General features: G+C 44.9%; 23 protein-coding genes. All 23 read right to left on the reverse strand.

Annotated features, from left to right (window positions below; translation table 11 throughout):
• Window positions 1-2: 2 nt before the first annotated feature.
• The 23 genes from atpG to rho all read right to left on the reverse strand — a co-directional run bounded on the left by atpG (window position 3) and on the right by rho (window position 19,784).
• Window positions 3-860: an ATP synthase F1 subunit gamma gene (gene atpG / locus CSV77_RS03135; protein ID WP_099672259.1), complete on the reverse strand. Its 858-nt coding sequence runs from the start codon at window positions 858-860 to the stop codon at window positions 3-5.
• 151 nt (window positions 861-1,011) lie between these two features.
• Window positions 1,012-2,523, reverse strand: a complete 1,512-nt coding sequence (gene atpA / locus CSV77_RS03140) for a F0F1 ATP synthase subunit alpha (protein WP_099672260.1) — start codon at window positions 2,521-2,523, stop codon at window positions 1,012-1,014.
• Window positions 2,524-2,547: 24 nt separating this feature from the next.
• Window positions 2,548-3,084: a F0F1 ATP synthase subunit delta gene (locus CSV77_RS03145; protein ID WP_099672261.1), complete on the reverse strand. Its 537-nt coding sequence runs from the start codon at window positions 3,082-3,084 to the stop codon at window positions 2,548-2,550.
• Window positions 3,081-3,632, reverse strand: coding sequence for a F0F1 ATP synthase subunit B (gene atpF / locus CSV77_RS03150; protein ID WP_369802736.1), 552 nt, complete (start codon window positions 3,630-3,632; stop codon window positions 3,081-3,083). Before atpF ends, CSV77_RS03145 begins: the two co-directional genes overlap by 4 nt.
• Window positions 3,633-3,778: 146 nt before the next feature.
• Window positions 3,779-3,991 carry a F0F1 ATP synthase subunit C gene (gene atpE / locus CSV77_RS03155; RefSeq protein WP_029053447.1) on the reverse strand — a complete coding sequence of 71 codons (213 nt, stop codon included), beginning with the start codon at window positions 3,989-3,991 and terminating at the stop codon, window positions 3,779-3,781.
• A gap of 70 nt (window positions 3,992-4,061) precedes the next feature.
• On the reverse strand, window positions 4,062-4,772 hold the full coding sequence (gene atpB, locus CSV77_RS03160; protein ID WP_099631256.1) for a F0F1 ATP synthase subunit A: 711 nt from the start codon (window positions 4,770-4,772) through the stop codon (window positions 4,062-4,064).
• 32 nt (window positions 4,773-4,804) lie between these two features.
• Entirely contained in the window at window positions 4,805-5,173 is a 369-nt protein-coding gene (locus CSV77_RS03165) for an ATP synthase subunit I (protein WP_099631255.1), read from the reverse strand.
• A 715-nt stretch (window positions 5,174-5,888) separates the two neighbouring features.
• Window positions 5,889-7,007: a non-hydrolyzing UDP-N-acetylglucosamine 2-epimerase gene (wecB, locus tag CSV77_RS03170; RefSeq protein ID WP_099631254.1), complete on the reverse strand. Its 1,119-nt coding sequence runs from the start codon at window positions 7,005-7,007 to the stop codon at window positions 5,889-5,891.
• Window positions 7,008-7,022: 15 nt separating this feature from the next.
• Window positions 7,023-7,652: a uracil phosphoribosyltransferase gene (upp, locus tag CSV77_RS03175; RefSeq protein ID WP_085132710.1), complete on the reverse strand. Its 630-nt coding sequence runs from the start codon at window positions 7,650-7,652 to the stop codon at window positions 7,023-7,025.
• A gap of 330 nt (window positions 7,653-7,982) precedes the next feature.
• Window positions 7,983-9,236, reverse strand: a complete 1,254-nt coding sequence (gene glyA, locus CSV77_RS03180) for a serine hydroxymethyltransferase (RefSeq protein WP_099672262.1) — start codon at window positions 9,234-9,236, stop codon at window positions 7,983-7,985.
• Window positions 9,237-9,290: 54 nt separating this feature from the next.
• Entirely contained in the window at window positions 9,291-9,836 is a 546-nt protein-coding gene (locus CSV77_RS03185; RefSeq protein WP_199203697.1) for a TIGR01440 family protein, read from the reverse strand.
• An 18-nt stretch (window positions 9,837-9,854) separates the two neighbouring features.
• Window positions 9,855-10,295: a ribose 5-phosphate isomerase B gene (gene rpiB / locus CSV77_RS03190; RefSeq protein WP_099672264.1), complete on the reverse strand. Its 441-nt coding sequence runs from the start codon at window positions 10,293-10,295 to the stop codon at window positions 9,855-9,857.
• Window positions 10,296-10,619: 324 nt separating this feature from the next.
• Window positions 10,620-11,912, reverse strand: coding sequence for a methyl-accepting chemotaxis protein (locus CSV77_RS03195; protein ID WP_099672265.1), 1,293 nt, complete (start codon window positions 11,910-11,912; stop codon window positions 10,620-10,622).
• A complete protein-coding gene (locus CSV77_RS03200; RefSeq protein WP_099672266.1) occupies window positions 11,909-12,355 on the reverse strand; it encodes a low molecular weight protein arginine phosphatase in 447 nt (148 codons plus the stop codon). Before CSV77_RS03200 ends, CSV77_RS03195 begins: the two co-directional genes overlap by 4 nt.
• 55 nt (window positions 12,356-12,410) lie before the next feature.
• Window positions 12,411-12,914 carry a manganese efflux pump gene (locus CSV77_RS03205; protein ID WP_158232011.1) on the reverse strand — a complete coding sequence of 168 codons (504 nt, stop codon included), beginning with the start codon at window positions 12,912-12,914 and terminating at the stop codon, window positions 12,411-12,413.
• A 79-nt stretch (window positions 12,915-12,993) separates the two neighbouring features.
• Complete coding sequence (locus CSV77_RS03210) at window positions 12,994-14,025, reverse strand: L-threonylcarbamoyladenylate synthase (protein ID WP_199203698.1); 1,032 nt, start codon at window positions 14,023-14,025, stop codon at window positions 12,994-12,996.
• A gap of 60 nt (window positions 14,026-14,085) precedes the next feature.
• Window positions 14,086-14,655, reverse strand: a complete 570-nt coding sequence (locus CSV77_RS03215; RefSeq protein WP_099672268.1) for a stage II sporulation protein R — start codon at window positions 14,653-14,655, stop codon at window positions 14,086-14,088.
• A gap of 47 nt (window positions 14,656-14,702) precedes the next feature.
• Window positions 14,703-15,554, reverse strand: coding sequence for a peptide chain release factor N(5)-glutamine methyltransferase (gene prmC, locus CSV77_RS03220; protein WP_099672269.1), 852 nt, complete (start codon window positions 15,552-15,554; stop codon window positions 14,703-14,705).
• A complete protein-coding gene (gene prfA, locus CSV77_RS03225; protein WP_099631245.1) occupies window positions 15,547-16,623 on the reverse strand; it encodes a peptide chain release factor 1 in 1,077 nt (358 codons plus the stop codon). Before prfA ends, prmC begins: the two co-directional genes overlap by 8 nt.
• A 92-nt stretch (window positions 16,624-16,715) precedes the next feature.
• Window positions 16,716-17,312 (reverse strand): thymidine kinase, encoded by a 597-nt coding sequence (locus CSV77_RS03230; protein ID WP_099631244.1) that lies wholly within the window; start codon window positions 17,310-17,312, stop codon window positions 16,716-16,718.
• A 58-nt stretch (window positions 17,313-17,370) separates the two neighbouring features.
• Window positions 17,371-17,904, reverse strand: a complete 534-nt coding sequence (locus tag CSV77_RS16845) for a hypothetical protein (RefSeq protein ID WP_158232012.1) — start codon at window positions 17,902-17,904, stop codon at window positions 17,371-17,373.
• Window positions 17,846-18,061 carry a 50S ribosomal protein L31 gene (rpmE, locus tag CSV77_RS03235; RefSeq protein ID WP_099631243.1) on the reverse strand — a complete coding sequence of 72 codons (216 nt, stop codon included), beginning with the start codon at window positions 18,059-18,061 and terminating at the stop codon, window positions 17,846-17,848. The genes CSV77_RS16845 and rpmE overlap by 59 nt, the downstream gene beginning before the upstream one ends.
• 442 nt (window positions 18,062-18,503) lie before the next feature.
• Window positions 18,504-19,784, reverse strand: a complete 1,281-nt coding sequence (gene rho / locus CSV77_RS03240) for a transcription termination factor Rho (protein WP_099631242.1) — start codon at window positions 19,782-19,784, stop codon at window positions 18,504-18,506.
• Window positions 19,785-19,793: the final 9 nt, after the last annotated feature.

Here is a 19,793-nt window from a genome sequence, read left to right on the forward strand (position 1 = left end):
TATTATTCGAGTGCTGCTACGCCGGCTACGATTTCAGTGATTTCCTGAGTGATCGCTGCTTGACGAGCGCGGTTAAATTGTAATGTTAACGAATCGATTAGGTCAGACGCATTGTCTGTCGCCGTCTTCATCGCTGTCATACTGGAAGCATGTTCGCTCGCTTTTCCATCGAGTACCGCTCCATAAATGAGGCTCTCCGTGTATTGCGGGAGAAGTGTTTCGAGAATCGCTTCAGCTGAAGGCTCGAACTCATAAGATGATGAAGCTGATACAGATGAAATATCTGTGAGTGGAAGCAATTTACGTTCAGTTGCTTCGTTGGAGATGGCGGAGATGAAGTGATTGTAATACAAGTACACTTCATCATAAACGCCTTCTGTGAACATGCCAACAGCCCGATTCGCGATATCTTTTACTTCTTCAAAACGAGGGTGATCCGAAAGTCCGATCAGGCTTTCTTCAACCTTGTAACCTAGACGGTCAAAGAATTCATAGCCTTTACGACCGATCGCGATAATGACCACTTCATCTTTCGATTTATGGCGTTGTTCGATTGCACGAGTAACGGCACGGAAAATGTGCGAGTTATATCCACCAACAAGACCACGGTCGGAAGTGACTACGATGTACGCAGACTTCTTTACGGGACGTGCAGTTAATAGAGGATGTCCGGAATCTTTCGTTACGGCTGCAATGGCACCAACCACTTCTTCTACTTTATCCATGTAAGGTACGAATTTCTTCGCATTGACTTCAGCACGGTTCAGCTTGGAAGCAGATACCATTTGCATCGCTCTCGTGATTTGACTCGTCTTTTTTGTTGAAGCAATACGGCTTTCTATCTCGCGTAAGGACGCCACTGGCTATTCACCACCTTTATTTTAAGATCCATTAAATAAATCAATCTCGCCTCGGCGTGATTGCGTCTGGATTTTGAATTGCACTTGTGCAATTAACTCCCTACAAAATCCCTGACATCCGCCGGAGGCCTTATCTGAGAATCAGATAAGATTAAGCTTCAGAAGTCACAAAGTTTTTCTTGAATTCGTTGAACGCTGCGCTCATTACGTCATCAGCTGGAAGATCTTTCGTTGTACGGATATGATCATACACTTCCGTATGGTTGGATTCTAACCAGCTAGTGATTTCACTTTCAAAACGCAATACGTCTCTTACTGGAATATCGTCGAGGTAACCGCGTGTCAGTGCATATAGACTGATTACTTGGTATTCGACTTTCAACGGCTTGTTCAAGTCCTGCTTCAAGATTTCAACTGTGCGGTGACCGCGGTCCAGTTTCGCTCTCGTAGTAGGGTCAAGATCCGAACCGAATTGTGAGAATGCTTCTAGTTCACGGAATGCTGCCAAGTCCAAACGAAGTGTACCGGCAACTTTCTTCATTGCTTTAATTTGCGCTGATCCACCAACACGGGATACGGAAAGACCGGCGTTGATCGCTGGACGTACACCTGAGAAGAATAGGTCAGACTGCAAGAAGATTTGTCCGTCTGTAATAGAAATTACGTTTGTTGGGATATAAGCAGAGATATCTCCCGCTTGTGTCTCAACGAACGGCAATGCTGTAATAGATCCTGCTCCTAGTTCGTCATTCAACTTTGCAGCACGCTCAAGTAGGCGGCTGTGTAGGTAGAAGACATCCCCTGGATATGCTTCACGACCTGGAGGACGACGAAGTAGCAAGGACAGTTCACGGTAAGCTGCTGCTTGTTTAGATAGATCATCATAAACGATTAGCACGTGCTTGCCTTCGAACATGAATTCTTCTGCCATCGTAATGCCTGTATATGGTGCCAAGAATAACATTGGCGACGGGCTTGATGCAGATGCAGTAACGACGATTGTGTAATCGAGCGCACCGTTTCTGCGTAGAGTTTCAACAACTCCACGAACAGTAGATTCTTTTTGACCAATTGCAACATAGATACAGATCATGTCTTGGTCTGCTTGGTTTAGGATTGCGTCAATTGCAACAGTCGTTTTACCTGTTTGACGGTCACCGATGATTAATTCACGTTGTCCACGGCCGATTGGAACTAGAGCGTCAATCGCTTTGATTCCTGTTTGCAATGGTTCGTGAACTGATTTACGCGCCATAACCCCTTGTGCAGGGCTTTCGATAGGGCGAGTTTTTGTTGTATTGATTGGACCTAGTCCATCAACCGGTTGTCCAAGTGAATTGACTACACGTCCGATCAATTCTTCTCCGACTGGTACTTCCATAATACGGCCTGTACGACGAACTTCATCGCCTTCTTTAATGTCTGTGTATGGCCCAAGGATAACGATACCTACGTTGTTCGCTTCCAAGTTTTGTGCCAGACCCATTACGCCGGTAGAGAACTCAAGAAGTTCCCCCGCCATGACATTGTCGAGGCCATGAGCAAGTGCGATACCGTCACCTACACGGATTACAGTACCTGTTTCACTTACTTCCATTTCAGACTGATAATTTTCGATCTGTTGTTTGATCAGACCGCTAATTTCCTCAGCTTTGATGCCCATGTATGTCACCCCTCTTAATTCAAATTAATTGATTAATTGACGTTCCAGACGCGCCAGCTTTGCACTGACACTACTGTCGTAAATTTGGTTGCCGATCTGAAGGCGAATGCCACCGATCAAGCTTGGATCAATAATGTTCTCGATATGCAATGATTGTTTTCCTACTTTGTGCGCAAAGGCAGTAGAGATAGCTGTACTTTCTTCAATTGAAAGCAAACGTGTAGAGTAGACTTTCGCTTCGGCAACTCCGGAAGCTTCGTTAGCGAGTTCCTGGAAGTCTTCGATTAGATTGCTTATTTCTTCAATACGGCCTGCATCGATCAACACATATAGTGTGTTCAATACAAGTTGGTTTGCTCCACTGAAAAGTTGCCCAATCAATTCTTTCTTCTTCTCAATAGAAAACTTTGGCGAAATTAATAACTCGTCAAATTGCTTTTCATCAGCGAATACTTTTTGCAATTCTTTTAGATCAGCTTGCACGGAAAGCGTTTGTTGCTTTTCCTGTGCTGCTTCAAATAATGCAACGGCATAGCGTTTTGCGATTACCGATTGGCTCATCGCCCTTCGCCTGCCTTCACAATCGTTTCTTCAATCAATGCGCGGTTGTCTTCCTCAGAAATTTCTTTCCCAAGAACCTTAGACGCAGCCAAGATAGAAAGAGATACGAATTCTTCGCGAACTGCTGCAACTGCTTTCTCTTTTTCAGTAGCGATTTCAAGAGTTGCAGATTCTTTCATACGGTTAGCTTCAGCGCGTGCAGCCATAATCAGCTCTTCACGTTGAGTGTCACCTTGTTTCTTCGCATTCTCTACGATAGATTGTGCGCTTTCGCGTGCTTCTTTTAATAGAGCACGTTGCTCTTCAAGAAGCTTTGCAGATTCTTGACGACTTGCTTCGGCTTGTTCGATCTCCGTAGCGATTAATTGCGCTCGTTGATCCATCACGCCCATTAACGGACCCCATGCAAACTTCTTTAGAAGTACCATGAGAATCGTGAAAAATACTACAGTGACGATAATGTCGCCTAAATTTAGACGTTGGTTTAAACTTGCTAAAAATCCTGCGTCAGCGTTTGCTGATAAGAGGACGAAGGTATCCAACACGATTGTTTCACTCCCTTCAAGAGCTCATGACTCTTTCGTTTCTTACTCTAATTGGAACATTCTATTATTCAGATCTATCAGTTGTTTAAATGTTGACATAAAGCAATGGCGAAGACCGAGACTGCATGCTTCGCCATATAACACAAATATTATTTGTTCATTACGATAAACGCGATAACAGTTGCGATGATTGGAAGTGCCTCAACCAATGCAACACCAATGAACATTGTTGTTTGTAGAACGCCACGTGCTTCTGGTTGACGAGCGATCCCTTCAACTGTTTTAGAAACGATTAAACCGTTACCGATACCTGCACCAAGTGCACCTAGACCAACTGCAATAGCTGCTGCTAATAAACCCATACCTGCCATTTTGTATTTCCTCCTAATATTCTTTGTGGTTTTGTTCCCTGATAACAGGGTAAATATATGTTTAGTGATCTGTGCTGACTTTGTGAGCCATATAGACCATCGTTAACATAACGAAGATAAATGCTTGGATCGCCCCGATGAATACCGAGAAACCGAGCCATGCAAGTGCTGGTATAACAGCTCCGGCAAGACCGAAGATGCTTGAAGCACCCAATGTTGCAAGTAAACCAATCAAGATTTCACCTGCGAAAATGTTACCGTAAAGACGAAGACCAAGTGTCAACGTGTTTGCGAATTCCTCAATGATCTTTAGTGGTGCCAAGAATGGAATTGGTTGGAAATATGATTTCAAGTACTTGCCCATTCCGAGCTGTTTCACACCATAGTAATGCGTTAACGCAACAACTGTAGCAGCGAGGGTTAACGTGATAACTGGATCGGCTGTCGGTGATTTCCACCAAAGTTGGTCATCCCATACGATTGCGAATGGAAGTCCAATCATATTTGCAACGAAGACAAACATGATCAAAGTGATGCCTAGTACGTGGAAGCGGCCTCCCGTTTTCCAGTCCATGTTATTTTTGATGATGCCTTTGACAAAGTCCATGACCCACTCCATGAAGTTTTGCATACCCGTAGGTTTCATTTGAAGCCGCCGTGTAGATGCAACTGCAATCAGGAAGACAATCAGACACGTTACAAATAACATCAGTATATTCGATGGGTTAAACCCGATTCCGAATAAAATAAACTGTGGATTTTCATGATTCACGTTTTTGTTCACCTCCCCTTGCTAGTAAAGTGTCATTGCTTCCAATGGAACAGCAGATGACCAGTAAACAGCAATGCATAGGGTATCATTAACCCGATTACCGTGCTGATCAGATCAAACTCCTCCGGCATAACGAGTGCAATGGCCGTAGCCCCTACACCTGATGCAAAACGTAAGCCCATACCTAATGACTTCGCTCGCTTCCCTTCATCGATAGAGCGGTCAAACCGTTCCATCCGTCGAACGAGAATCCAAAAGTTATACATACCGAAAAGTGAACCTAAGATGAGCCCAGCGAAGATTGTCCGGTAGTCCAAGAAGAACCAACCGAGCACGAACAATGCAAGCAAAAAAAAGAAACTCTTCTTCTGCTGTTTGAAAATTTCCTGCATACTTTGCATTGTCGATTCTCCCAATTCGTATTTTGGATTACAGCGTCTGAAGTGTTCAGTAATTCCCGACTTGTGTCGAGTGTTGAGTCTTTGTCGTTTTGAGATTTTTCAACGACATAGATTCCTTGTGAAGAAATCTGGAAATTGTAAGTGAATCGCCTTTTCCGTCCACCAGGTGACGTTGCCATGTGCGACGTCTACAATGTGTTAGGAAGTAGCGCTTCCGAGTGAAGACTTGAAACCTACGAAACATGATTTCTGTACTCAATTTATGTATGAGTTCCTTATCAATCTTACCCTTTGTTAGCATACAATAGAGGGTTTTTTATGTCAATTGATTCAGGTGAATAAATTCACAATGTGTTCTCTTTGTCAAACATTCGACATATTTGTTTTCTGGCTATATATGGTTACTTTATTGTTTTTTTAGAGTGGAATATTGTTAGTGTTTTTAGAATGAAATGTTCTGGGGTACATGGGTTTATTACTATGAAATGCTGACGGGGTGTCGGGGGTAGGGATTGGTGCCTCGAAGGGGAAGCTTTTCCATGGGTCCGCGGTGAGCCAACCAGGTCGCGAGCTCCCTCTGGGCAAGCCACGCCCTTCGGAAAGCGTCCTCAGCTGGAGCTTCAATCCCAGCTACAAGCCCCCTTCCCTCTCTTGTCTTAACAACTTTTTTGCAAAGAAAAAAACAGCAGATGGAAGCTCTCTGCTGTTTTGAGTCTTATAGTGAATGTAAATACTTGAGTAGGGACTCTACTATTCGTGCTGATGCGTGGCCATCGCCATATGGGTTGTGGGCCTTGGACATTTTTTCGTATTCCGCATCATCGGACAACAGTGCGTCGGCTAGTTGGAAGATGTTTTCTTCTTCTGTTCCCGCTAAACGCAGTGTCCCCGCATCGATACCTTCCGGGCGCTCGGTTGTATCCCGCAAAACAATGACAGGTTTTCCAAGCGAAGGTGCTTCTTCTTGGATACCGCCTGAATCTGTGAGGATGATGTGCGAACGCGCTGCGAAGTTATGGAAGTCCAACACTTCTAGCGGTTCGATCAGATGAATGCGGTCGTTGTCGCCTAGCAGTTCATCCGCCACTTCACGTACAGCCGGATTCATGTGTACCGGATAGATCACTTGAATATCATCGTGTTTGTCGAGCAAACGATTGATTGCACGGAACATATTGCGCATTGGTTCACCGAGGTTTTCACGTCGGTGTGCCGTCAATAGCACCAAACGATCGTCTCCAAGCTGATCGAAAATCGGATGATGGTATTCAGGATCTACCGTCGTTTTCAACGCGTCGATTGCCGTGTTGCCTGTGACATAGATGCGCTCTTTGTTTTTACCTTCATCTAGTAAATTTTGCGCTGATTTCTCAGTTGGTGAAAAATGAAGATCCGCAATAACGCCCGTCAGTTGGCGATTCATTTCTTCAGGATACGGTGAAAACTTATTCCACGTACGTAATCCTGCTTCAACGTGACCAACCGAAATTTGATTATAAAACGCAGCGAGACTCCCGATAAACGTCGTCGATGTATCACCGTGGACAAGCACGATATCCGGTTGCGCTTCTTTCATTACTTTGTCCAAACCTTCAAGGCCTCGTGTTGCCACATCGATGAGTGTTTGACGGTCTTTCATAATATTCAAATCATAGTCTGGTGTGATGTTAAAAGTTTCCAGCACTTGATCCAGCATTTGACGATGCTGCGCAGTGACTGTCACGATGGATTCGATTTCATCGGGGTGCTTTTCTAGTTCAAGAACAAGCGGCGCCATTTTAATAGCTTCCGGCCTCGTACCGAATATCGTCATCACTTTCCATTTCTTAGTCAATGAATGATCCCTCCATTATTTCGTGCCGAACAAACGGTCACCCGCGTCACCTAGTCCAGGGACGATATAGCCGTGTTCGTCCAGCTTTTCGTCAAGCGCTGCGATATACACGTCCACGTCCGGATGAGCTTTCGTCAGCACTTCGACGCCTTCAGGTGCAGCGACTAAGCACATAAATTTAATGTTCACCGCGCCACGCTTTTTCATCGAATTGATTGCTTCGACCGCCGTTCCACCTGTCGCTAGCATCGGATCCACTACGATGAATTCGCGCTCCGCCACGTCAGAAGGTAACTTTACGAAGTATTCAACAGGCTTTAAAGTTTCTGGGTCGCGGAATAATCCAACATGTCCCACTTTTGCAGCCGGAATTAAATCGATGATGCCGTCTACCATGCCAATTCCCGCACGTAAAATCGGAACAATCCCCAATTTCTTCCCTGCCAAGATACGAGATTTAGCTTCGCAGACAGGTGTTTGAATCGTAATTTCCTGTGTTGGAAGATCCCGTGTAATTTCAAACGCCATAAGTGTGGCTAATTCGTTCACAAGCTCGCGAAATTCTTTCGTTCCTGTATCGGCCTTTCGTATAAACGTCAGTTTGTGCTGAATTAATGGATGATCAAATACATGTACTTTTCCCATTGGTATCGCTCCTTTTCGGAATATCTTGTACATTATAACAGAAATCGATCGTCAAGCGCAGTGAACTTGTGTGATTTGTCGTAATGAAAATAATGTGAGGGGGATATTTAATTTTGCGAAGAATCATACTTCTTTGGGAATCGCTCTATAAGCTGGTCGATCCGCTCTATCCTTCCGCCTGAGCGCTCTATCAACCAGGCCAACCGCTCTATCCTTCCGCCTGAGCGCTCTATCAACCAGTCCAACCGCTCTATACCCCCCAATATCCGCCCATAAACACCCGCCACCACATAAAAAAACGCCTGACACAAGGTCAAGGCGTTAGTTTTTTTACTTATATAGAGGATGCTGGTCTGTTAGAGCTGTAACAGCTTTGCGTGCTTCGTCTTTTGCTGATGGGTCTTCGTGGTTTTTCAATAATGTTGCGATGATACGTCCCACTTCCACCATGTCTTCTTCTACGAAACCACGAGTGGTAACAGCCGGTGTACCGATGCGGATACCAGAAGTGATGAATGGACCTTCTGTATCGAATGGTACAGTGTTTTTATTTACTGTAATACCGATCTCGTCCAATACATGCTCTGCTACTTTTCCTGTTAGCTCAAGTGATTTCAGCTTTACTAGTACGATGTGGTTGTCTGTGCCGCCAGAAACAACGTCGATACCTTCTGATTGTAGTTTTTCAGCCAATGCTACAGCGTTTTTCTTCACTTGTTGTGCATATTCTTTGAATGAAGGATCCAATACTTCTTTGAACGCTACCGCTTTTGCAGCGATGACATGCATTAAAGGACCACCCTGAACGCCTGGGAATACGGTTTTGTCAATTTTCTTGCCAAATTCTTCAGCTGTTTCTTCATTCAATAGAATGATACCGCCACGTGGTCCGCGCAATGTTTTATGCGTTGTGGATGTCACGAAGTGTGCGTGTGGAACTGGGTTTTGATGCTCACCTACTGCGACTAGACCCGCAATGTGTGCCATATCTACCATCAAGTATGCACCGACTTCATCCGCAATTTCACGGAATTTTGCAAAGTCGATTGCACGTGGGTATGCACTTGCACCCGCAACGATCATTTTCGGCTTGTGCTCAAGCGCTTTTTGGCGCACATCTTCATAGTCGATTACTTCTTCTTCTTTTGTTACACCGTAATCTACGAAATTATAAAGCTTTCCGGAGAAGTTAACTGGTGAACCGTGTGTTAAGTGGCCTCCGTGGGAAAGGTTCATCCCAAGAACTGTGTCGCCCGGCTCAAGCGCTGTGAAGTATACAGCCATGTTGGCTTGTGCGCCAGAGTGTGGCTGTACGTTTGCATATGCCGCACCGAAAATTTCTTTAACGCGATCGCGTGCAATGTTTTCGACTACGTCTACGTGCTCACATCCGCCATAGTAACGCTTGCCTGGATATCCTTCAGCATATTTATTCGTCAAGTATGATCCTTGCGCTTCCATTACTGCTTCCGTTACGAAGTTTTCAGATGCGATTAATTCGATGTTCGAGTTTTGACGCTTCTTTTCAGCCATGATTGCCTCATAAATTGCTGCATCTTCGCGTTGTACATTGCTTAAGTCCATTGGATAGTATCCCCTTTTTTTGATAGTTTTATATTTTCTTGTATTGTACACGGTTTATTCGTATTTCGCACGACTTCCGCCAATTAATTTTGGACGAGTGGTCGCAAGTGTGATGACCGCTTCACCGATTTTATTAATCGACGTGCGGATCGGTACTACAACCGGCTTCATTTGCATGCCAATTAACGTTTGTCCGATGTCGATACCCGCATTTGCTTGCACCGATTCTACTACGACGGGATCGCTAAATTGCTTGTATGCATAGGTAGACATCGAGCCACCCGCCTTAAAAACGGGTACGACGGATACAGGTTCCAAATGAAATTGCTGCGCCGTCTTGCGTTCCAATGTGATTGCACGGTTGATATGCTCGCAGCCTTGGAAAGCTAAATGTACATGGTATTTATCCGCGAACGCTTGGAGCGGTGCGAATAAAGCCTCTCCTATTTCAAGTGCGCCGTTCGTGCCGATGCGTGCACCTGCCACTTCAGAAGTAGAACAGCCGACGACGAAAATCGTATCTTCGGCAGGTGGTGCTTGTTCGGCAAATTCGGTCAATGCTTGTTCTAGCTGCAGTTTCCATAATTGAATGGCATCCACTTGTTCCACCTGCTTTCTTTAGTTCTTTTCAAGTTCCATCATTTTATTTATACGGCGCTCATGACGGCCGCCTTCAAATTCTGTTTCAAGCCAAGTGCTAACGATTTCTCGTGCCAGCCCTGGTCCAATAACACGTTCCCCCATTGCTAACATGTTGGAATCATTATGTTCGCGTGTTGCTTTAGCGCTAAATACATCATGAACGAGCGCGCAACGGATTCCTTTGATTTTATTGGCAGAAATGGACATGCCGATTCCTGTGCCGCAAATCAAGATTCCGCGGTCTACTTTCCCCGCTACGACGTCATTCGCTACGGGTACTACATAGTCTGGATAATCGACGGAAGTGTCGGCATCCGGTCCGTAGTCGATATATTCTATGTCGAGTTCGGTTAATAGATTGGTGATCTCTTTTCGGAGATTGTTGCCTCCGTGGTCTGAAGAAATTGCAACTTTCACTGCGCACCCTCATTTCTATTTTTACTTATCGCTTATTCTATCATTGTTCAATAAAAAAATCATCGGTTTTACTGTACTCTTTTTGAAATTTTCATTTTGAAACGTTGAAGTTTTGTCATAAAGACGAATGTTATATGAATAAAACGAAATCATCGTACGTGTTTTGGGACTACGAAGTCGTATTCACCTCGTCGCATGAAGAAGATCAGGCGCTTAATTCGGAATTTTCCACCTATCGGATCTGCGCGAGTACCTTGACCCCCGCTTCACAAATAAAAAAAAAACGATCCAGAGCGTAAAACACCTCAGCATCGTCATGATTTATTACACGGGCGTTCGGTCGAACTTCCGGATCACTTTGTACAACTCTTCCGATTGTTCCTTCAGCTCCAACGCCTTATTTTTCGTTTGATCTATAGACGCTACCTGCTCTTCCGTGGCCGCGCGAACTTCTTCTGCTCCCGCTGAAGTATGCTCTGCAATCATCGCTACTTCTAGCGACTGCTTGGCCGTAAGCTCGATCGTCTGCATTTGGTTGCTGACGATTTGGCCAATTTCTTCTACATAATGTGCCATCGTCTGAATGGTGGCGGTCATCGTTTCAACGTTTTCATTTGTTTTCGTCGCACGTGTAGCCTCAGTCGATGCCGTTTCTACTTGTTGCTTCATTTCCGCTACGACTTGTTTGACGTCAGATTGGATCGTTTGAACAAGTCCGGAAATCATCTGGACGGCATTTGCACTTTCATCCGCTAAGTTACGAACTTCTTCTGCCACGACAGCGAAGCCTTTACCATGCTCTCCCGCCCGCGCCGCTTCTATAGAAGCATTTAGCGCCAGTAAGTTTGTCTGCCCCGCGATGTTGCCGACAAGTTCCACGATTTCGCTGATCTTATGCGCATTTTCATCTAGTACTTGTATCGTTTCCAATGAATGCTCGCTTTGATTGCTCATTTGATGAATCCCCGCTAATACCGATCGGAAAATTTCCGTTGTCGCGTGTAATTCTTTTAACATCACTTTAGATTGCTCGGATGATTGTCCCGCTCGATGATTGACTTCCACGGCCAGTTGACGAATATCTTCAATCGCATTGACCGTTTCCCGAATCGACTCCGATGTGTTTTCTGCACCATTGGAAATTTCACCAATAGTGCGCGCAATGGCATCGGATTGGCCGGACGCAGCGCTTGTCTCATTCGTCAATTCATCGACAGATTGGGCAGTAGCTTGAAAGTTGGATTCAATTTGTTCAATAATGCTGCGTAAATTGACGACCACTTGCTGGAATGCTTTGGAAACGGAATGAATTTCATCCGATGAGTTCGGCAACTGAATGTCCGCACCGATTTTCCCATCCGCCACCTTCATAGCGGCAGTTTCCAAACGTTGCAACGGCTTGGTCAAAATGGTACTGAACATGGCCGCTAAAATACCCGACCACATAATGCCCATCGCATATGTAAGCAGTTGAAAAACGAATGGCCGTACATTTGGAAAGAAAGTTGGCTGTACCCAGTTAATGAATACAGCACTTGTCGTATACGTAATGACTGCAAGAATCACAATAAATAAGACGAGTTTCGCTCGTAGTCCTACTTTTTTCGGTTCGTTCATAAGTTCCCCTCCGCTTGTTGTCGGATGACGGAGTTAATGAGTTGAGTCAGCTCATGAAATGTGGTGCGGTAGGTTTCCAAATCACCACCATATGGATCATGCACATCAAGACCTGTCATTGTACCCGCGTATTCTTTTAACGTAAACACTTTTTCTTTCATTGCAGGAAAACGACTGTGCAGGAAATCTCGATGATTCGCTGTCATCGTTAAAACAATATCCGCCCACTCCATATCAGCAGACTTGACTTCATTAGAATATGGAGTAAAAGGGATTTTTTCTTCCGTCAGCAACTGTGCGGAGTTTGCGGAAATCGGCAAGCCATCTATCGCATGAATACCTGCTGATTTCGCGGTAATACCTGGCACATTGGCATGATTGACTAACGCTTCTGCCAAAGGACTTCTACATGTGTTGCCTGTACAAATAAAATAAATATTCATTTTCTTCACCTACTTTACAGAATAACGGATTTATGAGAGAAAAGATACACTATTTTTAATAAATAAAGGACAATACACCCATACATATGAATACGATACCTGCTAACCTTCGAATAAATGTCCCATTAATTACATGCAGACGGCCTGCGGACAAGAAAGCAATAGCCGAAAACGTAAAAGAAAAGAAGCCCGATACCAAAATAAACAGCCATTTATTCAGCTGCATCATACCGAATGTCACACTCACCCCGAATGCATCCACGCTGACGATCAGTGCTAAGAAAAACGGGGAGATTCTATTGACCACTGACGCTTGATCGCTGTCCGCGAGAAGAATGTGAAGTCCGATGAGTGAAAGCAGTACACTCGAGAGCGCATGGCCCCATCCTGCGAAATAGATCATCGCCCATTCCCCTGCGTAGAAACCGATAAGTGGTAGCAACATATTAAGTATAGTAGTCCACAGCAAGATCATCAATCGACCTCGCCGCAGTTGGAGAAATGTATAGACGATTAGTATATCGATCGTTGTAACGATAGCCGCTATGATTTCTATCAAAAAATAAGCCCCCTCGCAAGTCTCGCATATACTCATCCTATGCGGTTGCTGAAGGAGGCTATTCATCATTAACGAAATGTTATTCGGTGAAACGCTTGCCGTCTGATGCTTTATCTAGACGATTCATAACCGCTGCACCGATACCCGAATGATCAGTCTCAACGGCGAGAATCATATCTGCCTCTGTATTGTCGCATTGACGAATTGCTTTATAAAGACTTGATGCCATCGCTTCACGACTATGGATGGAGCCTGTGGAAAAGTACCAATCCGCTTGTTCTGTGTATAACTCATCAGGTCCGATGATTGCGACACGTTTATTTTGTTGATGAATGGTCTTTAGCGCATGGGTAATAGAATTCGCATTCGGCTCGATGATCAACAGCGGTGCTTCAGGTGCGTAATGGATATATTTCATTCCCGGCGCACGAGGTGTTGACGTTTGATCTGCAGGTAACGTGGCCATATGGACTGTGCCAATCAAATCCTCCAATTGCTCCTTCGTAATACCGCCCGGCCGCAAAATGACAGGCGGTGTAACCGTGATATCCAAAATGGTGGATTCAAGGCCTACCCCTGTCTCACCACCATCCAAAATCAACGGAACTCTACCAATTAAATCATGAAAGACATGATCCGCTTCCGTCGGGCTTGGCTTGCCGCTACGATTTGCACTCGGTGCTGCTAACGGCTGGTCTAATTTGCGTAGTAAGGCCAACGCTATCGGGTGATCTGGCATGCGGATGGCTACTGTACTAAGTCCAGCCGTGACGACATCTGCAATGACCCCAGGCTTTTTCTTCATAATTAATGTCAATGGTCCTGGCCAAAATGCTTTCATTAATATGTTTGCAATTTCTGGGATATCGGTTGCGTATTTTTCAATGTCTGACTGGTTCCCAATATGTACGATCAGCGGATTATCTGAAGGTCTTCCTTTCGCTTCGAAGATCCGCTGTACTGCTTGCTCGTCAGTCGCAATGGCTCCCAAACCGTAAACTGTTTCAGTCGGAAAGGCAACAATCCCCCCGGAATTCAGGATATCCACAGCTTGTTCATAGATTCTATCGTTATCCACTAGTTTATCCACTATTTCCCGCATAGTGTCCACTTGCTCAACCCCTCTTTATACACATTTTATCTATCTTATCCACAATAAATGTGAATATGTTCATTTGAACAGCGACTTTATCCACTCCCAAACGAAGAATGTAACAGGTTCTTGTTCTTCTGTTTCAGTCACTGTCGCTTCTTCTGGGAAGCAAACATTCGGAAACAATGAACACCACCAATTATCGCCTCGACCTGCTCCGATTTTTACAACATAGGCATCGTAAACGTCTTGCGGCTGAATGAAATACCCTACCCGTTTCGGTGGAATCACTGCGGCACTGTGCTCAAGCGTTACATGCGCGCCATTCCCTTCTGCTTTCGCGATTGCAAGAAGCGTTGGCTCTAACATTTGAAGTTTATCATTGACTTGCTCCACGTTCGTCGATTGATTGATCGCCTGCTCAAGTAATGGCGCAATTTTTTCTTGCACATCTCGTTTCACTTGTTGATCTGCCACAGTATTAGAGTTTGCGAGAATACGAAATTGCGTCGCTTCACTTGTAGCTGCCTGCTGACCAAATACAAGCAACACCGCTTGAATAGTAAGTAATATAAGTACAAATTCTATAAACGCCAATAGTTTCGAAGTTTGATTCGGTTGTTGGTTAATCGGATAATCTTGTAACATGTCATCCCCTCCTGCACTCTATCTTGGCCCGCAGGAGGAGATTTTATTCATCGAATCTCACAAAATATCATTCGATCTTTTTTATTGATATCCTGAACGATTTCTACTGTCGCTTCTGGAAAGGTTTTTTGCAAGTATCCCCGCACAATAGCTCCTTGCTGATAGCCGATTTCAAAACCGACGAGCGCAGGATGATTCATCAGCGGCGATAAGTTTTCCGCTAGTCTACGATAAAAATAGAGACCTTCTTCTTCAGCGAACAGCGCAGTTTGCGGTTCGAAATCGTAAACAGTTGGTGACATAACAGATTTTTCATTTTCCGCGATATACGGCGGATTGGATAGGATGATATCCCATTTTTGCGATTTCAACGGTTCTTCCATATCCCCTTGCATAAAGGTTATATCTGCTTCATTGCGCCCAGCATTGCGTTCTGCGACTTCAAGCGCCGCTTCACTGAAATCAGTGGCAGTTACTTTTGCAGTCGGTCGTTCCTTTTTGAAGGCAACAGCAATCGCCCCACTTCCCGTTCCAATATCCGCCACTTGAATGACTCGATCTCCGAATAAGCGATTCGCTCGTTGCAATGCATAATGGACGAGTTCTTCCGTTTCAGGACGTGGAATCAGGACGTGTTCATTGACCTCAAATAAATAGCCGTAAAATGACTCTTCACCGAGAATATATTGAATGGGTTTACCGGTCAATAATTCCTTGATGATTGCCCAGAATTGTGAAGACGTTTCGTCCGAAATATGTTCACGAAAACTGGCTAAATAATTAGCCTGACTCATTCCTGCGACAAAACGCATCGCAATTTCAGCTGCATGCGTGTCCATTTCGCGTTCCTGCAATAATTGCTGCGCTTGTTGCACAGACTCAAGCATGGTCTTAGTCATTGCGATCCAAACTTTCCAAGCGATGTGCTTGTTCTTCTATAATCAACGCATCGATTACTTCATCCAATTTCCCTTCTATAATCTGATCGAGTTTTTGGATGGTCAAACCGATTCGATGGTCAGTCACACGATTTTGCGGGAAGTTGTAAGTGCGAATACGCTCCGAACGATCCCCTGATCCAACGGCAGTTTTCCGTTTTTCATCGTATTCTGCTTGCACTTCTTGCATAAACTTATCGTAGACACGCGCACGCAAGACTTTCATCGCTTTTTCCTTATTTTTAATTTGAGATTTTTCATCTTGAATCGATACCGTCGTACCCGTCGGCAAATGCGTAAGGCGCACTGCAGACATGGTCGTGTTGACGGATTGTCCACCCGGCCCCGATGAAGCGAATGTATCGGTACGGATATCTTTATCATGAATCTCGATTTCTACTTCTTCCGCTTCAGGCAAGCACGCAACAGTAGCAGTCGACGTATGTGTACGCCCCCCCGATTCCGTTTCCGGTACACGTTGCACGCGGTGCGCTCCATTTTCGTACTTCAACTTGGAATAAGCACCTTTGCCATCGATCATGAAGATAATTTCTTTAAAACCGCCAAGTTCAGTTGGCGAAGAATCGATGACCTCCACTTTCCAATGATTCATTTCCGCGTAACGTGTATACATACGATATAAACTACTAGCGAATAAGGCTGCTTCGTCTCCACCTGCAGCGCCTCGGATTTCCATGATGACACTTTTATTGTCATTTGGATCTTTCGGAATCAGCAACACTTTTAATTGTTCTTCAAGAGACTCGATACGGTCTTCGAGTTCATCCATTTCCATTTTGACTAATTCTTTCATTTCGTCATCAAGTGGCTCATCTTGCATTTCTTTCGCATCATTATATTGAGTGTAAACATTTTTGTATTCACGGTATACTTCGACTGTGTCTTGTAAATCAGATTGTTCTTTCGAATAGTTCCGTAATTTATCCAGATCATTGACGATTTCCGGGTCACTAAGTAATTCATTGAGTCGATCATAACGGTCTTCCACTGCCTGCAGTCTATCGAACATAGTTGGTTCACCTCTTCTGAAATTATGGGGTATATACTAGTATATAGCAGAACCGTCTATCCTTTGTTGCTTAAGGATAGACGGAAATATGTTTATTTTACATGTTGCGCACGACTAACGGGCACTTCGTGGTGCTTGCGGCAACGTGGTTCGTATGCTTCGGATGCACCAACAAGAATGATTGGATCATCTTGGCATGCGGGTTGTCCATCTATTAATCGTTGCGTTCGGCTCGAAGGCGATCCACAAACGGTACAGACCGCTTGGAGTTTTGTCACCAGTTCGGCCACTGCCATTAATTCTGGCATCGGTCCAAACGGTTCGCCTCTGAAGTCTTGATCGAGTCCTGCAATGATCACGCGAAATCCGCGATCAGCGAGTGTGATCGCGACCTCAATAATATCTTGGTCGAAAAATTGAGCTTCATCAATGGCGACCACATCGAAATCATCTGACACGAGGTTCGGTATTTCACTCGCCTTGGAAATAGGATTAGCAATAGTGGATGCACCGTCGTGGCTGACAATTGCTTCCTCGCTATACCGATCATCAATTGCCGGTTTGAATACCGCAATCTTTTGTTTGGCAAATTCTGCCCGACGAATACGACGAATGAGTTCCTCCGATTTACCTGAAAACATACTGCCGCAGATGACTTCCATCCAGCCGCCTTGCATTGAAACGTACATGGTCAATCCCCTTTCGATGTTGTGCTTATGTATATGTGGTGATGATGCGATAAAGTGGTTAACGTGCGACTATGAGCGGGTGGACACGCAGATAGAGCGCATGACGCGTGGCTATGAGCGGATAAACACGCGGATAGAGCGCATAACGTGCGACTATGAGCGGGTGGACACGCAGATAGAGCGGGTGGACACGCAGATAGAGCGGGTAACGCGTGGCTATGAGCGGGTGGACACGCAGATAGAGCGCATAACGCGTGGCTATGAGCGGATACACACGCGGATAGAGCGCATAACGCGCGACTATGAGCGGATAAACACGCAGATAGAGCGCATAACGCGCGACTATGAGCGGATACACACGCGGATAGAGCGCATAACGCGCGACTATGAGCGGATAAACACGCAGATAGAGCGCATAACGCGCGACTATGAGCGGTTGGACACGCAGATAGAGCGGGTAACGTGGAACTACGCAATAAATTAATAAAAATACCCGTCTGGCATGATTGCACCTGACGGGTATCTGGCTTTTATTACTCTTGTCCTTCTGACTTGATGCCGTATTTTTTGTTGAAACGGTCAACTCGTCCATCTGCAGTAGCAAACTTCTGACGGCCAGTATAGAATGGGTGACATTCTGAGCATACTTCCACTCGAATATCTTCTTTTACAGAACCTGTTTCAAATGTATTGCCACATGAGCAAGTTACTGTTGAAAGTTTGTAATTGGGATGAATTCCTGCTTTCATCGATATCTCTCCTTTCGCCCTGAACCATCTGGAACAGAGTGTGAAATTATGGATGTTTTATTAACCAGTTGTCAATAAAACGATCGATGCCGTACACGACCCGTGTTTGTCAGCCGTATATGCGGTGTACAGAAATACTGTACTTGATTAGTATAGCAAAATCCGATACGTTGTGCAACTGTTTGATTTGGATATTTAATGGGATTGACGGACTTGGTTATGAGTTGGATTTCCGCTACAACTGGAGGACGCTTTCCGGAGGGCCACTCGTTGAGCCAACCAGGTCGCGAGGCTCCCTTTTGGTTGTCTCAACGCTTGGGCTGATCCTTCTGGAGTCGTCTCCCAGCTTTCGCTGCAATCTTTACTTAGTAAGTACGCATATCACTCATTTACATTTAATTAAGAACAAAACAAGAAAATCCAAACCCTAAATCTTAGTAAATCAGATAAGTCCTTTGCCTTTTTTCGCTTTCATTTCTTCGTTAAGCTTATTGAAAAATTCTTCATTGGTTTCAGACTGGCTCAATTTTTTCATGAAGCGTTCGGTAAAGTCGTGGGAATCTGAAAATGTCTTTCTAATGGCCCACAGTTTTTCCAAGTTGTCTTTCGGAATGAGTAGTTCTTCTTTTCGCGTGCCCGAGCGACGGATGTCGAGTGCCGGGAAAATTCTGCGTTCGGCTAAGTTACGGTCTAGGTGTAGCTCCATGTTGCCAGTTCCTTTAAATTCCTCGTAGATGACTTCGTCCATGCGCGAGCCGGTTTCGACTAGGGCTGTGGCAAGGATGGTTAAGCTTCCGCCTTCTTCGATGTTACGTGCAGCACCAAAGAACCTTTTTGGTCGATGGAAGGCCGCTGGGTCGATTCCTCCGGACAGTGTTCGGCCGCTCGGTGGGATGACTAGGTTGAATGCACGTGCAAGCCGTGTGATGGAGTCCATTAAGATAATGACGTCACGTTTACTTTCGACAAGACGCATTGCGCGTTCGAGAACGAGTTCCGCTACTTTAACATGGTTTTGTGGCACTTCATCGAATGTGGAACTGACTACGTCTGCTTTAACTGACCGTTCGATGTCCGTTACTTCTTCTGGTCGTTCGTCGATCAGTAGTACAATGAGTTCCGCATCGGGATGGTTTGTTGTGATTGAGTTGGCGATTTCTTTCAACAACATCGTTTTTCCGGCTTTTGGGGGGGCGACGATTAATCCACGCTGACCAAATCCGACGGGAGAGACAAGGTCCATGATACGTGTGGAAACATTGTTCTTTGATGTCTCCAAATTAATTTGACGGTCTGGATACAATGGTGTTAATGCTGGGAAATGAACGCGTTCACGTGCAACTTCCGGATTTTGCCCGTTGACTGCTTCCACTTGTAGTAAACCATAGAAACGTTCGTTTTCTTTTGGTGGACGGACTTTACCTGTTACTTTGTCACCGTTACGTAGATCAAAACGACGGATTTGAGATGCGGAGATGTAGATATCTTCCGAACTGGATGAGTAATTAATAGGACGTAGGAATCCGTATCCTTCCGTTTGAATAATTTCGAGGACGCCTTCCATGAAGAAGAAGCCTTCTTGTTCAGCGCGAGATTTTAATATAGCGAAGACCAATTCTTTCTTTGTCAGTTTGCTATAGTTGGTAATCTTAAACTGCTTTGCCAGAGAGTAAAGCTCTTTGAGCGTCATATTCTCAAGGTCCGCGAGGGTAATCATTGTCATCTATGCGTA

The sequence above is a fragment of the Sporosarcina sp. P16b genome (genome assembly GCF_002743065.1).
Lineage (GTDB): Bacteria > Bacillota > Bacilli > Bacillales_A > Planococcaceae > Sporosarcina.

Coding starts and splice junctions, on each gene's coding strand:
- atpA (WP_099672260.1), bottom strand. CDS start 2,523: ATGGGCATCAAAGCTGAGGAAATTAGCGGTCTGATCAAACAACAGATC.
- CSV77_RS03145 (WP_099672261.1), bottom strand. CDS start 3,084: ATGAGCCAATCGGTAATCGCAAAACGCTATGCCGTTGCATTATTTGAA.
- atpE (WP_029053447.1), bottom strand. CDS start 3,991: ATGGGTTTATTAGCAGCAGCTATTGCAGTTGGTCTAGGTGCACTTGGT.
- CSV77_RS03165 (WP_099631255.1), bottom strand. CDS start 5,173: ATGCAAAGTATGCAGGAAATTTTCAAACAGCAGAAGAAGAGTTTCTTT.
- upp (WP_085132710.1), bottom strand. CDS start 7,652: ATGGGAAAAGTACATGTATTTGATCATCCATTAATTCAGCACAAACTG.
- glyA (WP_099672262.1), bottom strand. CDS start 9,236: ATGGACTTAAGCAATGTACAACGCGAAGATGCAGCAATTTATGAGGCA.
- CSV77_RS03195 (WP_099672265.1), bottom strand. CDS start 11,912: ATGAACGAACCGAAAAAAGTAGGACTACGAGCGAAACTCGTCTTATTT.
- CSV77_RS03200 (WP_099672266.1), bottom strand. CDS start 12,355: ATGAATATTTATTTTATTTGTACAGGCAACACATGTAGAAGTCCTTTG.
- CSV77_RS03215 (WP_099672268.1), bottom strand. CDS start 14,655: ATGTTACAAGATTATCCGATTAACCAACAACCGAATCAAACTTCGAAA.
- prmC (WP_099672269.1), bottom strand. CDS start 15,554: ATGACTAAGACCATGCTTGAGTCTGTGCAACAAGCGCAGCAATTATTG.
- prfA (WP_099631245.1), bottom strand. CDS start 16,623: ATGTTCGATAGACTGCAGGCAGTGGAAGACCGTTATGATCGACTCAAT.
- CSV77_RS03230 (WP_099631244.1), bottom strand. CDS start 17,312: ATGTACGTTTCAATGCAAGGCGGCTGGATGGAAGTCATCTGCGGCAGT.
- CSV77_RS16845 (WP_158232012.1), bottom strand. CDS start 17,904: ATGGACGAGTTGACCGTTTCAACAAAAAATACGGCATCAAGTCAGAAG.
- rpmE (WP_099631243.1), bottom strand. CDS start 18,061: ATGAAAGCAGGAATTCATCCCAATTACAAACTTTCAACAGTAACTTGC.
- rho (WP_099631242.1), bottom strand. CDS start 19,784: ATGACAATGATTACCCTCGCGGACCTTGAGAATATGACGCTCAAAGAG.